Annotated in this window: 11 protein-coding genes and 2 tRNA genes; 4 read left to right on the top strand and 9 right to left on the bottom strand. The window is 66.5% G+C overall.

What is annotated here, in order from left to right:
* The 7 genes from KO490_RS14025 to tig all read right to left on the bottom strand — a co-directional run bounded on the left by KO490_RS14025 (position 1) and on the right by tig (position 7,063).
* Complete coding sequence (locus KO490_RS14025; protein ID WP_216020018.1) at positions 1 to 3,120, bottom strand: efflux RND transporter permease subunit; 3,120 nt, start codon at positions 3,118 to 3,120, stop codon at positions 1 to 3.
* A gap of 4 nt (positions 3,121 to 3,124) precedes the next feature.
* Complete coding sequence (locus KO490_RS14020) at positions 3,125 to 4,264, bottom strand: efflux RND transporter periplasmic adaptor subunit (protein WP_216020017.1); 1,140 nt, start codon at positions 4,262 to 4,264, stop codon at positions 3,125 to 3,127.
* A 136-nt stretch (positions 4,265 to 4,400) separates the two neighbouring features.
* Positions 4,401 to 4,475: transfer RNA gene (locus KO490_RS14015), tRNA-Val, on the bottom strand.
* Positions 4,476 to 4,537: 62 nt separating this feature from the next.
* The gene (locus KO490_RS14010) at positions 4,538 to 5,062 is read right to left on the bottom strand and encodes a histidine phosphatase family protein (protein WP_303462549.1); all 525 of its coding nucleotides are present in this window, start codon (positions 5,060 to 5,062) and stop codon (positions 4,538 to 4,540) included.
* Between the two features lie 21 nt (positions 5,063 to 5,083).
* Positions 5,084 to 5,157 (bottom strand) — tRNA-Gly (locus KO490_RS14005).
* 46 nt (positions 5,158 to 5,203) lie between these two features.
* On the bottom strand, positions 5,204 to 5,626 hold the full coding sequence (locus KO490_RS14000) for a DUF1489 family protein (protein WP_216020016.1): 423 nt from the start codon (positions 5,624 to 5,626) through the stop codon (positions 5,204 to 5,206).
* 102 nt (positions 5,627 to 5,728) lie between these two features.
* Entirely contained in the window at positions 5,729 to 7,063 is a 1,335-nt protein-coding gene (gene tig / locus KO490_RS13995; RefSeq protein ID WP_216020015.1) for a trigger factor, read from the bottom strand.
* A gap of 157 nt (positions 7,064 to 7,220) precedes the next feature.
* Between tig and selD the strand changes: the two genes are divergently transcribed.
* Positions 7,221 to 8,282: a selenide, water dikinase SelD gene (selD, locus tag KO490_RS13990; protein WP_216020014.1), complete on the top strand. Its 1,062-nt coding sequence runs from the start codon at positions 7,221 to 7,223 to the stop codon at positions 8,280 to 8,282.
* Positions 8,283 to 8,300: 18 nt separating this feature from the next.
* Here the strand turns inward: selD and KO490_RS13985 are convergent, their stop codons facing one another.
* Positions 8,301 to 8,960, bottom strand: coding sequence for an ABC transporter ATP-binding protein (locus KO490_RS13985; RefSeq protein ID WP_216020013.1), 660 nt, complete (start codon positions 8,958 to 8,960; stop codon positions 8,301 to 8,303).
* Positions 8,953 to 10,254 (bottom strand): lipoprotein-releasing ABC transporter permease subunit, encoded by a 1,302-nt coding sequence (locus tag KO490_RS13980; RefSeq protein ID WP_216020012.1) that lies wholly within the window; start codon positions 10,252 to 10,254, stop codon positions 8,953 to 8,955. The genes KO490_RS13985 and KO490_RS13980 overlap by 8 nt, the downstream gene beginning before the upstream one ends.
* 118 nt (positions 10,255 to 10,372) lie before the next feature.
* Here KO490_RS13980 and radA point away from each other — a divergent pair, with 118 nt between their 5' ends.
* The 3 genes from radA to purF all read left to right on the top strand — a co-directional run bounded on the left by radA (position 10,373) and on the right by purF (position 14,008).
* On the top strand, positions 10,373 to 11,749 hold the full coding sequence (gene radA, locus KO490_RS13975; protein WP_216020011.1) for a DNA repair protein RadA: 1,377 nt from the start codon (positions 10,373 to 10,375) through the stop codon (positions 11,747 to 11,749).
* Between the two features lie 43 nt (positions 11,750 to 11,792).
* Entirely contained in the window at positions 11,793 to 12,386 is a 594-nt protein-coding gene (locus KO490_RS13970; RefSeq protein WP_216020010.1) for a CvpA family protein, read from the top strand.
* A gap of 131 nt (positions 12,387 to 12,517) precedes the next feature.
* The gene (gene purF, locus KO490_RS13965; RefSeq protein ID WP_216020009.1) at positions 12,518 to 14,008 is read left to right on the top strand and encodes an amidophosphoribosyltransferase; all 1,491 of its coding nucleotides are present in this window, start codon (positions 12,518 to 12,520) and stop codon (positions 14,006 to 14,008) included.

The following is a 14,008-nucleotide window of genomic DNA, read 5'->3' as shown; positions in this document are numbered from 1 at the left end:
CTACCCTGCGGGGGCGGCGCCGCGACGCGCCGCCCTCCGATCCGCACGGGCGACGCGACGACGCCCGTCCCATGCCAGCAGCGTCGGCGTCAGGAACAGCGTGACCGCCGTCGCCACCACCAGCCCGCCCGCGATGCCGGTGGAAAGCTGGATCCAGAACTGCCCCGACGGCGCCCCGAAATAGAGATCGCGCCCGACGAAATCGATCGTCATTCCCATCACCATGGGCAGCAGCCCGATCACCGTCGTCGTGGCCGTCAGCAACACGGGCCGGAAACGTTCCGCCGCCGCACGGCGCGCCGCGCGATCCGGGTCGATGCCCGCCGCGCGATGTTCGTTATAGGCGTCGATCAGGATGATGTTGTTGTTCACCACCACGCCCGCCAGCGCCATGATGCCGATCCCGCTCATGACGATCGAGAACGCCTCTTGCCGGACGATCAGCCCCAGGAACACCCCCGCGATCGAGAAGATGATCGCCGACAGAACCAGCCCCGCCTGATAGAAGCTGTTCATCTGGATCAGCAGGATCAGGAACATCAGGAAGATCGCCGCGACGAAGGCCCCCGACAGGAAGGTCATCGCCTCCTGCTGGTCTTCGACCTCGCCACCGAAGCGGATCTCGACCCCGGGGGGCAGTTCCATCCCGCCGACGGTTTGGTCGATGCGCGCAAGTTCCGCGGTCAGCGTCGCGCCGGGGGCAAGGTCCGCGCTGATGGTCTGCGTTTCCTTGGCGCCGATGCGGGTGATCGCGGTCGGCGCGGGCGCGGGCAGGATGTCGGTCACGTTGCTGATCGGCACCTGCGCGCCGGACTGGACGCGGACGCGCAAGCTCTCGAGATTTTCGAAATCGCGCTGCTCGGGCGGGTATCGCAGGACGATATCGACCTCTTCGTCGGCGAAATCCGGCAGATAGGTGCCAAGGCTGACCCCCGTAGTCAGCAGCTGGACCGAGGTGCCGATGCTGTCCATGTCCACGCCGTAACGCGCCGATTCCTCGCGGTCCACGGACAGGCGGATCTCGGGGTTGGGGCGGGGCGTGTCGTTCTGGATATCGACGAAGCTGCCCTGCGCCTTCATCAGGCGCTCGATCTCGGCGGCGGCAAGCTGCAGGACCTCGCGGCTGTCGGCAGAGACCTCGACCTGGACGGGACGCGCCTCGGCGGGGCCGGAAGCCGCGGCCTCGACCTGGATGCCCAGGCCCGGCACCTCGGACGCGGCCTGCCGCATGGCGTCGATCACCTCGCCGGACGGGGCGCGGGTCTGCCAATCCGTGAACTCGACCTGGATCTGGCCGATCACGTCGCTTGGCAGGCTGGAGCGTACGCGTTCCTCGACGCTGCCGATGGTGCGGGCATACACGCGGTCCACGCCGTCGATCTCGGTGACCCGCGCCTCGACCAGGCGGACCAGCCGATCGGATTCGCGCACCGACAGGTTGCCCGATGCGGTGATCTGGACCTGCGCGCGTTCGGCGTCAGTCTCGGGGAAGAACTCGACCCCGCGGCCAAGCTGGGCATAGGCGAAGACGACGCCCACCATCAGCGCGCAGGACAGCGCCAGCGTCAGGCCGGGACGCGCGATCGTCCAGCGCGACAGGCTGTTGATGACGGACGGCACCTCGTCGGGTTCATCCTCGGGCAGGCGGTCCTGCGCCTTGCCCAGCACGGTGCCGGTCACCGGCACGAAGATCAGCGCCATGATCAGGGACATGATCAGCGTCGCGATCATCGTGGCGGGCAGATAGAACATGAACTGCCCCGCCAGACCCGGCCAGAACAGCAGCGGAAAGAACACCGCCAGCGTCGTGGCGGTGGATGCGATGATGGGCCAGGCCATGCGCTGCGCGGCCATGCGGAAGGCGTCGCGCTTGCGATGACCCTGCGCGATCAGGCGTTCGCCCAGCTCGACCACGACGATGGCGCCATCGACCAGCATGCCCACCACCAGGATCAGCGAAAACAGCACGATGACGTTCAGCGTGAAGCCCAGTGCCCAGATGATCAGGATCCCCGACAGGAACGCGCCCGGAATGGCCACGGCCACCAGCATCGAGGCCCGCACGCCCAGGAACAGCACCGTCACCAGCATCACCAGGACGACCGCCGCGATGACGTTGTTCTGCAGGTCGGACAGCAGGTCCACCATTTCCTCGGACTGGTCGTTGAGAAAGCTGACCTGCACCTGCCCGGGCCAGTCGGCCGAGAGTTCGGCCACCGCCTGCCGGACGGCAGCGACGGTATCGATCACGTTGGCGCCCGCCGATTTGCGCACGTCGATGGCCAGCGCCGGCTGACCGTCGATACGGGCGAAGCTGGTCGCATCCTTGAAGGTCTGGCGCACCTGGGCCACATCCTGAACGCGCAGCACGGTATTGCCGTCGACCAGAACCGGGATCGACATGATCTCGTCCAGCTGCACCACCGTGCCCGGAATGGACACGGCCAGCCGACCCGCACCGTTGTCGAAGGACCCCGCGGCGATCAGCTGGTTGTTGGCCTGCACCGCCTGCGCCAGCTGGCCCGGCGCGATGCCATAGGTTTCAAGCGCGATCGGGTCGATCAAGACCTCCAGCTGATCCTCTCGGTCGCCGGTCAGATCGGCCTGAAGGACGCCGGATACCGTCTCGATCCGATCGGACAGATCGCGGCCCAACCGGATCAGGTCGCGTTCGGGAACCTGCCCCGACAGGGCGACCGTCAGGATGGGAAAGATCGACAGGTCGATCTCTCGCACGAAGGGGCCATCGGCGGCGGGCGGGATGTCGGGATCGGCGTCATCCGCCGCATCCTTGACCGACTTCTCGGCCTCGGCCTGATCGAAGCCCGGCTCGAACTCCAGCGTGACCGAGGCGAAACCCTCGGCGGCGACGGTCTTCATCTCTCGCAGGCCGTCCAGCGACTTCATCTGGCGTTCCAGCGGCTCGGCCAGCAGGGTCGCAGCATCCTCGGCGCTGACACCGCTATAAGTGACGTTGACGATGAAGATCGGGATATCGACCTCGGGCATCGATTCCTTGGGGATCGACTGATAGGCGATGAAACCCGACACCAGCAGCGCGACCATCATCAGGATGATCGTGCGGACGCGGGTGAAGGCGGCGGCGATGATCCCGTTCATCGCATCACTCCTGCACCGCGTCGCCGATCAGCGCGGCGGCATCGCTGGCGGCCATCTCGTCGCCCAGGACGCCGCGAAATTCGGGCGGCGTCTCCTCGACCCGCACGGCCTGCCCGTCGCTCAGCGCGCCCTGCGAGATGGTGACGATCCGCGCGACATCGGGCAGCCCCGTCACCCAGATCGCCTCGGCCTGCGCCTGCACGACATCGACGGGCAGAAACCGCAGATGTGCGCCATCCTCGGCCACGACGAAGACGCCGATGCGGCCCGCATCGTTCAGGCGGATCAGCGCAGGAGAGATGCGATGCGCGGTCCGTTCCTGCAGCGGAAGGCGCACTTTGGCGGCAAGGCCCGCAGGGGTGCGGCTGTCCGGATTGGCGACCTCCAGCTCGACCTTGAAGGTGCGCGTGTCGGGGTCCGCCACCGGAGAGATGAAGGTGACGCGGCCCTCGGCCATCCGGTCGTCCTGGAATTCCACATCGGCGGTCTGGTCCAGCGTGACGGCGGTAATCTCGGACTGGCGCACCTGTATCTCGACCTTGAGGGGGTCGTTGTTCACGATCTCCAGCACCTCGCCGCCCGATTGGACGAAGCTGCCGATCTCGACCGGGACATCGCTGACGATGCCGGTGATGGGCGCCGTCAGGTTGGTGTTCTGCAGCTCCAGCTCGGCGGCGCGCAGGTTCGCGCGGGCGCTTTCAAGCGCGGCAAAGCGGTTGCGTGCCTCGGCATCCGAGATCACGCCCCGGCCCTGCAGTTGCTCGGCAGCCTCGTAATCGCGTTCGGCGGCAGCAAGCTCGGCCCGGGCGCGGGCAAGGGTCGCCTCGCGGTCGTCGGCCGAGATGCGGCCCACCGGATCGCCCGCCTCGACCCGCGTGCCGACGCGCGCGACGTCTTCGATGATGCCGCCCGTGCGGGGGCGCAGGATGGATCGCTGGTTGGGGACGACATTGCCGAACAGCACGCTTTCGGGGCGGATCGTCTCGGCCCGGCTTTCGCTGGCGGCGACCTCGGGGGGTGGGATTTCGGCGGGGGCGGCCTGTTCGGGCGCCTCGCGGCCCAGCATTCCCCCGCCGATCCACAGCACGAGGAATGCAAGGATGCCCAGAAAGACGAGGGTCGATGATGAAAGCAAACGCCGCATTGTGATCCTGTCGTCGAAAACGGTCCGGCGGCAGTCGGATGCGGCATGGCTGCCGCGCGCGCCTTGGGGTCAGCTCAACAGATGGCGAAAGAGGTCCTGCCGGTCAATGAAATTGCCTGCGACATGGGCGCGCGAATGGTGGCCCGTGAGAGATTCGAACTCCCGACCGGCCCGGTGTAAACGGGACGCTCTACCACTGAGCTAACGGGCCATCCGCAGCGCGTGGCGCATGTCAAAAGCAAATTCGGCCGCGTTGCAAGTGCAAATTCGGCCCTATTCCAGCAGATATTCGCGCCCCCCGCGCAGCAGATGCACACGGCCCTGCCCCGCATCCCCATCCGATATCCGGTCCATCGGCAGCCCCAGCACCAGAAGGCGCAGCATCCGCAGCGTGATCCCATGGGTCAGGATCACCGCAGGCCCGTCGAGATCGCCAAGAAAGCTGCGGCAACGCCGTGCCAGGGCCTCGAACCCCTCGCCGTCGGGGCAGCGGTCGTACCAGGACAGGTCGTTCGTGAACAGATGGGGATGGTCGCGCCTCAGATCGGTCAGCAGTAGGCCGGCGAACGCACCGATGCCGATTTCGCGCAGCCGCTCGTCAGTGGTGAAGCCCGGTCCGAAGGCGATATCCGCGGTGGCCTGCGCTCGCCCCTGCGGGCTGCAGAAGCGCCGACCGGGAAGGCTGCGGACCAGCACGGCAAGCTTGTGGGCCTGGGCCACGCCCCGCGCGGTCAACGGTGCGTCCATGGCGCCCTGAAGACGGCCAGCACGGTTCCACGTCGTTTCGCCGTGGCGGATCAGATGAATGTCGGGAAAATCTGGAGCGGGTGAAGGGAATCGAACCCTCGTCGTAAGCTTGGGAAGCTTCTGCTCTACCATTGAGCTACACCCGCCTTGGCTGATCGCGTATCGCATGGCCGCGCCATCGTCAAGCGGCCTTTAGCGCAGTCCCATCTCGGCCAGGGCGGCCGCGATGGCGGGGGGCAGCGGCTCCTCGGCCTCGCGCCCTTCGGGCAGATCCTGCGGCGCATCCTCGGTCGCAAGATACCGCCAACCCTGGAACGGGCGGCGCGGCACGGCAGATACGCGCACCAGCTTGCGATCCAGCACGATTCCGCATCGTGCGATGCCGTCCTCGCCCTCGACGCGCTGCAGGTCCAGAATACGCTGACGTGCCAGCATGACGCCCTTGAACACCCAGAAGATCGAGCCACCATCCAGCAACTCGGCCTCGCGCTTGGGCCACATGCGGGTCACGTGACGCGCATTGCCCGTGCCGAAACGCTGCGCTTGCCAGGCGGCCAGATCCTCCGGCCCCTCGGCACCTACGCAAAGTTTCATCAGATTGAGAGATCCGCTCATGCAGATGATCTAGTCGCGCCCGGCCCGCTTCTCAAGCCGCGAAACGAAAAGGGGCCGCACCCTTGTGGGATGCGGCCCGCGATCATTCGCCTTGCGGCAGGATCACAGCTCGTCGAGCTTCTCGACGGCCTTTTCCAGTTCGTCCTTCGAGATGGTCTTCTCGGTCACTTCGGCCTTGTCGGCGATGTGATCGACGACCTTGTCCTCGAAGATCGGCGCGCGCAGCTGCTGCTGAGCCTGCTGGTTCTGCTGGATGAACTCGAAGAAGGCGCGTTCCTGACCCGGATACTGACGGGCAGCCTGCATCACGGCCTGCGTCATTTCCTGATCGGTCACGGTCACTTCGGCGTTCTGGCCGATCTCGGCCAGCAGCAGACCCAGGCGCACGCGGCGCTCGGCCAGCTTCTTGTGCTCGTCGGTGGGCTCGATATTGGCGTGATCGTGGCCCTGAACCTCGGGGTTCTCCTCGTGCCACAGCTGATGCGCGATCTGGGCGGCCTCGGCCTCGACCAGCGACGCGGGCAGGTCGAACTTCACCTTCTCGTCCAGCTGGTCCAACAGGCCGCGCTTCATGATGGCGCGCGAGGCACCGGCATATTCGGCTTCCAGACGCTCGGCGATCTGCTTCTTCAGGCCGTCGAGATCCTCGGCGCCGAACTTCTTGGCCAGCTCGTCGTCGATCTCGGCTTCCTTGGGGGCCTTAACGGCCTTCACCTTGCATTCGAAGGTGGCTTCCTTGCCGGCCAGATGCGCGGCACCGTATTCCTCGGGGAAGCTGACGGTGACGGTCACGTCTTCCTCGGCCTTGGCGCCGACCAGCTGATCCTCGAAGCCGGGGATGAAGCTGTTGGACCCCAGAACCAGCGGATAATCCTCGGCCTCGCCGCCTTCGAACGCTTCGCCGTCGACGAAGCCCTTGAAGTCGATCACGACCTGATCGCCGTCCTTGGCCTTGCTGCCCTTGCGACGGTCCTCGAAGTTCTGGGCCGATTTCGCCAGGTTCTCCAGCGCCTCGGTGATCGCGGCGTCTTCCGCCTCGACCTTCAGACGCTCGAGCTTCAGACCCGACAGATCGATCTCGGGGATCTCGGGCAGCTTTTCATAGGACACGTTGACGACGACGTCGTCGCCCTCTTTCCAGCTGTCGCCGTTTTCCATCTCGACCGCGGGCTGGGTCGCCGGGCGGTCGCCCGATTCCTCGAGGTGCTTGCGCAGCGCACCATCGACTGCTTCCTGCATGGCATCGCCAAGCACGCGCTGGCCGAACTGCTTCTTCAGCATGGCCATCGGGACCTTGCCCTTGCGGAAGCCCTTCATCTCGACTTCGGGCTGCGCCTCCTTGAGCTTGGCGTCGACCGTCTCGGCCAGTTCGGCGGCGGGCAGGGTGAACTGATAGCCCCGCTTCAGACCTTCGTTCTGGGTTTCCTTGACCTGCATCATCGTCCTCATAGAAAGAAGGGCCACCGGACCCGGCGGCCTGAGAATTTGGGCCGTTCTAGTCGTCGGGAACGGGCGCTGCAAGCAGATAGCGCGGGGGCCGCTGGAACAGCCCCGCTTATGGGCCTATGTTCCCCCCGAAACCACGGAGAAGCACATGTCCGATACCACCGCCCCCGAACCCCGGCTGACATCGCTTGCCCATGGCGGAGGCTGCGGCTGCAAGATCGCCCCCGGCGTGCTGTCCGGCCTGTTGCGCGGCAGTGCCGCCCTGCCCGTCCCGCCCGAACTGCTGGTCGGGATCGAAACCTCGGACGATGCCGCCGTCTACAGGCTGAACGACGAACAGGCGCTGGTCGCGACCACCGATTTCTTCATGCCCGTCGTGGACGATCCGCATGATTTCGGCCGCATTGCCGCGACGAACGCCATCAGCGACGTCTATGCGATGGGGGCCACGCCGATCTTCGCGCTGGCCGTGGTGGGCATGCCCATCAACGCCCTCTCTCACGAGACCATCGGCAAGATCCTCGATGGCGGGGCATCCATCTGCCGCGAGGCGGGGATTCCCATCGCCGGCGGCCATACCATCGATTCGGTCGAACCGATCTATGGCCTGGTGGCGATCGGCATCGTGCATCCCGACCGCATCGCTAAGAACGCCGCTGCGCGGTCGGGCGATGTCGTGATCCTGGGCAAGCCGCTTGGCGTGGGCGTCATGTCGGCGGCCCTGAAGAAGGGCCAGCTGAGCGACGAGGACTATGCCCGCATGATCGAGGTCACGACCCGGCTTAACCGCCCCGGTCCCGATCTGGCCGCCCTGCCCGGCGTTCACGCCATGACCGACGTGACGGGCTTTGGCCTTGGCGGGCATGCGCTGGAAATGGCGCGCGGTTCGGGTTGCAACATCCATGTGAACTGGCCCGCCGTGCCACGCCTGCCCGGCATCGACGACCTGATCGCCGCGGGCAATGTCACCGGCGCATCGGGGCGGAACTGGGACAGCTATGGCAGCGGCGTCGCCCTGCCCGACGGCTTTGCCGATGCCGATCGCGCGCTGCTGACCGATCCGCAGACCAGCGGCGGGCTGATGGTCGCCTGCGCCCCCGAAGCCGCGGACGAGGTTCTGGCCATCTTCGCGCGCCACGGGTTCGACGCCGCCACCGCGATCGGGCGCGTCGGCGACAAGACCGACCAGCCCCGCGTCCGGCTGGACTGAGCGCGCATGCGGTGAACCTCAGCCGAGGTTCACCAGCCGATCCATGCGGCCCGCAAGCTCGTGATTGTGGGTCGCGATCAGCGCCGACAGCCCCGTTTCCCGCACCAGATCCATCAGCACGCCGAACACCTTGTCCGAGGTTTCGGGATCCAGGTTGCCCGTGGGTTCGTCCGCCAGAAGCAGCGCGGGCGCGTTGGCCAGCGCCCGACAGAAGGCCACGCGCTGCTGTTCGCCGCCCGACAGTTCGGCGGGGCGGTGATCCGCGCGATGGGACAGCCCCACCCGCGACAACAGATCGGCGGCGCGTGCCTGCGCATCGCGGGCGGGCACGCCATCGGCCAGCTGCGGCAGGACGATGTTCTCGGCCGCGCTGAATTCGGGCAGCAGGTGATGGAACTGATAGATGAAGCCCAGCTGGCGACGGCGCGCCTCGGTCCGGGCGCGGTCGGGCAGTCCCGTCATGTCGCGCCCGTCCAGCCAGACCTGCCCGCTGTCGGGCGTGTCCAGCAGTCCCGCGATATGCAGCAGCGTCGATTTTCCCGACCCCGAAGGCGCGACCAGGGCCACGACCTCGCCGCGGGCGACGTTCAGGTTCAGGTTCGACAGGACCTCGACCGGGGCCGGACCGTCCGCGTTGTAGGTCTTGGCGATCCCTTCCAGGCGCAACACGTCACTCATAGCGCAGGGCCTCCACCGGGTTCATGCGCGCGGCACGGCGCGCGGGAAAGATCGTGACGACGAAGGACAGCGTCAGCGACAGGGCGATGGCCCGGAACAGATCCCAGGCCCGCAGCTCGGCCGGCAGGCGATAGATGCCCCGGACCTCGGGCTGCCATGCGCCGCCATTCGTCAGCGAATTGAGCACCGACATGATGTTCTCGACGTTCAGCGCCAGGGCCACGCCCAGAACCACGCCCATTATCGTGCCTATGACGCCCGTGAACGCCCCGCAGAGGAAGAAGACCCGCAGCACCGACCCCTCGGTCAGGCCCATCGTGCGCAGGATGCCGATGTCGCGACCCTTGTTCTTGACCAGCATGATCAGCCCCGACGTGATGTTCATCGACGCGATCAGCACCAGAACCGACAGGATCACGAACATCACGTCATCCTCCATGTCCAGGGCCGACAGGAAGCTGCCCGACGCGTCGCGCCAGCTCCAGACCTGGGCGCCGACGCCCGCCGCCTGCAGCAGGGGCACCGTCAGCTCGTCGACATTCTCGGGGTCGGCCACGAAGACCTCGATCTCGTCCACGACGCCCTCGCGGTTGAAATAGCTCTGCGCCTCGGCCAACGGCATGTAGATGCGCGTGCGGTCGATGTCGTAGCGGCCCGCGCTGAAGATGTAGGTCACCTCGTAGGCCTTGACCCGTGGCGTGGTGCCAAAGGCCGTGCGCGCGCCTTCGGGCGCGATCAGCCGGACACGGTCGCCGATCTCCAGCGCCAGTTCGCGCGCCATGCCCGCACCGATGGCGATGCCTTCGTCGAAGCGGCCGATATCGCCCTGGGCGGTCTCGGGATCGACGATGCGCGGCATGGCGGCCATGTCGCCCGCGGAAATGCCGAAGACCTCGGCCACGTTCGATGCGTCGTTGGCGCTGGCCATGACCTGACCCTTGACCACGGCGGCGGTACGCTCGACCCCCGCGACATCGGCAAGGCGCGCGGACATCGCCTCGTAATCCTCGATCCGGCCTGCGCTGACATAGGTCTCGCCGGTGATCTCGTTCTCGATCCGGTTTGGGACCATGTAGACCGAGGTATGGGCATTCGCCCCCAGGATCGTGTCCACGAATTCGGCCCGGAAGCCCGACCGCACGGCAAGCGTCGCGATCAGCGCCATCACCCCGAGCGCAATGCCGATCAGGCTGATCCAGGTCATCACGCTGACGCCCCCCTCGGCGCGTCTTGCCCGAAGATATCGCCATGCGATCATGAATTCATAGCGTGAGAAGGGTCGCGTTCCGGCCATTGCATCCGCCCGTTGTCAAACTGCGCCGGACCCTGACCGCAGGGCGGGCGAATATCAAGCCGACATCGCCGTGAGTTGCCGTCTTGCGGCACCCGCGCGGTGGTGCCACAACGGCGGAATGCCGAAACCTACCACCGTATTCACCTGCACTGCCTGCGGCGCGACCCACAAGAAATGGGCCGGACGCTGCGATGCCTGCGGCCAATGGAACACCATCGTCGAGGAGACGCCCCTGTCGCAGGGTCCGGGCCGCGGCCTGGGCGCGGTCAAGGGCCGTGCCATCCCGCTGACGAACCTGCAGGCGACCGAGGCCCCGCCCCCGCGCTTCAACGCGGGCATAGGAGAGCTGGACCGCGTGCTGGGCGGCGGCCTCGTGCCGGGATCGGCCCTGCTGGTCGGCGGCGATCCGGGCATCGGCAAATCGACCCTGCTGCTGCAGGCCGCCGCCGCATTCTCGCAGGCCGGCAAGAGCGCGATCTACATCTCGGGCGAGGAAGCGAGCGCGCAGGTCCGGATGCGCGCGCATCGGCTGGGGCTGACCGACGCCCCCATGCAGCTGGGCGCCGAGACGAACCTGCGCGACATCCTGACGACGCTGGACGCGGAACGCCCCGATGTCGCGGTGATCGATTCGATACAGACGCTGTGGTCGGACACGGTGGATTCCGCGCCGGGCAGCGTGTCGCAGGTTCGCGCGTCGGCGCATGAGCTGGTGACCTTCGCCAAGCGGCGCGGCGTGGCCGTGATCCTTGTCGGCCACGTCACCAAGGAAGGCCAGATCGCAGGCCCCCGCGTAGTCGAACACATGGTCGATACCGTTCTCTACTTCGAGGGCGAGCGCGGGCACCAGTTCCGCATCCTGCGCAGCGTCAAGAACCGCTTCGGCCCCGCGGGCGAGATCGGCGTCTTCGAGATGACCGGCGCGGGCCTGGCCGAGGTCACGAACCCCTCGGCGCTGTTTTTGTCCGAACGCGGGCAGCCCGTCGCGGGCAGCGCCGTCTTCGCGGGAATCGAGGGCACCCGCCCCGTCCTGACCGAGGTGCAGGCGCTGGTCGCGCCATCGACGCTGGCCAGTCCGCGCCGGACGGTCGTGGGGCTGGACAGCGGACGGGTCAGCACGATCCTTGCCGTGCTCGAGGCGCGCTGCGGCATCCCCTTCGCGGGGCTGGACGTGTTCCTGAACGTCGCGGGCGGCATGAAGGTCGTCGAACCGGCCGCCGATCTTGCCATCGCGGCGGCGCTTTTATCCGCACGAGAAGACAGCGCATTGCCCCCCGAAGCGGTGCTTTTTGGCGAAATCAGCCTGTCAGGCGCCCTGCGCCCCGTCGCGCAGGCGGAAAATCGGTTGAAAGAAGCGCAGAAACTTGGTTTCACACAAGCGATTTTGCCCGACGCCACCAAGGTCGAGGGCAGCGACAACGAACGGGGCGGTATGGGATTTCGCAGAATAGCGGACCTGACCGGCTTCGTGGGCGAGGTATTCGGCGCCGGCTGAACCGCCTGCAATACGATGAACAACCGGCGCGAGGACAGTACATATGGACGGTTTCACGATCATCGACGCGGTGGTGGCCGGCGTCATCATCCTATCGGCGATCCTTGCGTGGTCTCGCGGCTTCGTGCGCGAATCGCTGGCGATCCTCGGCTGGATCGCGGCCGCCATCCTGGCATTCCTGTTCGCGCCCACCGTGCGCCCGATGATCGCGCAGATCCCGGTGCTGGACCGCTTCATGGGCGACAGCTGCGAACTGGCGACCATCGCGGGCTTTGCCGTGGTCTTCGCGCTGGCGCTGGTCGTCTTCTCGATCATCACGCCGCTCTTTTCCTCGGTCGTGCAGCGTTCGGCGCTTGGCGGCGTGGACCAGGGCATGGGCTTCCTGTTCGGCGTGGCGCGCGGCATCCTGCTGGTGGCGATCGCCTTCATCATTCATGACCGCGTGATGACCAGCCAGGAACTGGCCATCGTCGAGCAGTCGCGCTCGGCCCAGGTGTTCGAACGCCTGCGCGGTTCGATGGACGAACAGCTGCCCGAGGACGCGCCCGGTTGGATCGTCACCCGCTACGAGCAGATGGTCCGCGCCTGCACCGCCGATGCGCCCGCACCTGCCGCAACGGCACCCGCTTCGAACTGATTTTCGGCAACCTGCACGGGTTGCAACGGAAAGATGACGAAAAAACGCCCTCGCCCATCGGCGGGGGCGTGACTTTATGGGATGATGGCACTACACCACCCGCGACAGCCCCCAGCCATCAGGACGTGCCGATGCAACCCTTTCTGGCCCATCCCTTCGATTCCGATCGCCTGCATGAAGAATGCGGGATCTTCGGTGCGATAGGTGTCGCCGATGCCTCGAACTTCGTCGCGCTCGGCCTGCATGCTCTTCAGCATCGCGGGCAGGAAGCAGGCGGAATAGTGGCCTTCCACCCAGAATACGGTTTCAACAGCGCACATCGCTTCGGCTATGTTCGCGACAATTTCACGAAACCCGACGTGATGGAGACCCTGCCCGGCCAGCTTGGCATCGGGCATGTGCGTTATTCGACCGCCGGGACCAAGGCCGCGACGGCGATCCGCGACGTGCAGCCCTTCTTCGGCGAATTCTCGATGGGCGGTTGCGCCATCGCCCATAACGGCAACATCACGAACGCCGCCGCCCTGCGCCGCGAACTGATCGAACGCGGCAGCATCTTCCAGTCCAGCAGCGACAGCGAATGCATCATCCACCTGATGGCGCGGTCGATCCAGCGCAACATCCCCGAACGGATGAAGGACGCGCTGCGCCGGGTCGAAGGCGCATTCAGCGTCATCGCCATGACCCGCACCAAGCTGATCGGCGTTCGCGACCCCCTGGGCGTGCGTCCGCTGGTCCTGGGCCGCGTGGGCGATGACGGCTATGTCCTTGCGTCCGAAACCTGCGCGCTGGACATCATCGGCGCCGAGTTCGTGCGAGAGATCGATCCCGGCGAAATGGTCGTGATCTCGAAGGGCCAGGTCGAAAGCTCGCGCCCCTTCGGTCCTTCGACCGGGCGCTTCTGCATCTTCGAACATGTCTATTTCTCGCGGCCCGACAGCATCATCGGCGGGCGTTCGGTCTATGAGACGCGCCGTCAGATCGGCGTGGAACTGGCCCGCGAAGCCCCCATCGAGGCCGACCTCGTCTGCCCGGTTCCCGACAGCGGCACCCCCGCGGCGATCGGTTTTGCGCAGGAATCGGGCATTCCCTACGGCATGGGGATCATCCGCAACCAGTATATGGGCCGGACCTTCATCGAACCGTCCGAGCAGATCCGCAACATGGGCGTCCGCCTGAAGCTGAACGTGAACCGCGCGCTGATCGCGGGCAAGCGCGTCGTGCTGGTGGATGACAGCGTCGTGCGCGGCACGACCAGCCGCAAGATCAAGGACATGATCCTGGATGCCGGCGCGGCCGAGGTGCATTTCCGCATCGCCTCGCCCCCCACCGCATGGCCCTGCTTCTACGGCGTGGACACCCCCGACCGCGAGAAGCTGCTGGCCGCGAACATGACCCCGGACGAGATGCGCCAGTGGATCGGCGTTGACAGCCTGTCCTTCGTGTCGCTCGACGGTCTCTATCGCGCCGTGGGCGAGGCCGAGGGTCGCAACGCGAAATGCCCGCAATATTGCGATGCCTGCTTCTCGGGGGATTACCCGGTCGCACCCTTCGACCAGCTGGAACGCGGCTTCACGATGAAGCCCGGTTCGGAAACCGCCAAGAAGGTCGCGGCAGAGTAA

The organism is Paracoccus sp. C2R09 (assembly GCF_018860625.1).
Classification (GTDB): Bacteria; Pseudomonadota; Alphaproteobacteria; order Rhodobacterales; family Rhodobacteraceae; genus Paracoccus.
The sequence above is the reverse complement of the archived record's forward strand: the minus strand, read 5'-3'. Positions and strand labels throughout refer to the sequence as shown.

Coding starts and splice junctions, on each gene's coding strand:
- purF (WP_216020009.1), top strand. CDS start 12,518: ATGCAACCCTTTCTGGCCCATCCCTTCGATTCCGATCGCCTGCATGAA.
- KO490_RS14000 (WP_216020016.1), bottom strand. CDS start 5,626: ATGAGCGGATCTCTCAATCTGATGAAACTTTGCGTAGGTGCCGAGGGG.
- KO490_RS13970 (WP_216020010.1), top strand. CDS start 11,793: ATGGACGGTTTCACGATCATCGACGCGGTGGTGGCCGGCGTCATCATC.
- KO490_RS13980 (WP_216020012.1), bottom strand. CDS start 10,254: ATGGCCGGAACGCGACCCTTCTCACGCTATGAATTCATGATCGCATGG.
- radA (WP_216020011.1), top strand. CDS start 10,373: ATGCCGAAACCTACCACCGTATTCACCTGCACTGCCTGCGGCGCGACC.
- KO490_RS14025 (WP_216020018.1), bottom strand. CDS start 3,120: ATGAACGGGATCATCGCCGCCGCCTTCACCCGCGTCCGCACGATCATC.
- selD (WP_216020014.1), top strand. CDS start 7,221: ATGTCCGATACCACCGCCCCCGAACCCCGGCTGACATCGCTTGCCCAT.
- KO490_RS13985 (WP_216020013.1), bottom strand. CDS start 8,960: ATGAGTGACGTGTTGCGCCTGGAAGGGATCGCCAAGACCTACAACGCG.
- tig (WP_216020015.1), bottom strand. CDS start 7,063: ATGCAGGTCAAGGAAACCCAGAACGAAGGTCTGAAGCGGGGCTATCAG.
- KO490_RS14020 (WP_216020017.1), bottom strand. CDS start 4,264: ATGCGGCGTTTGCTTTCATCATCGACCCTCGTCTTTCTGGGCATCCTT.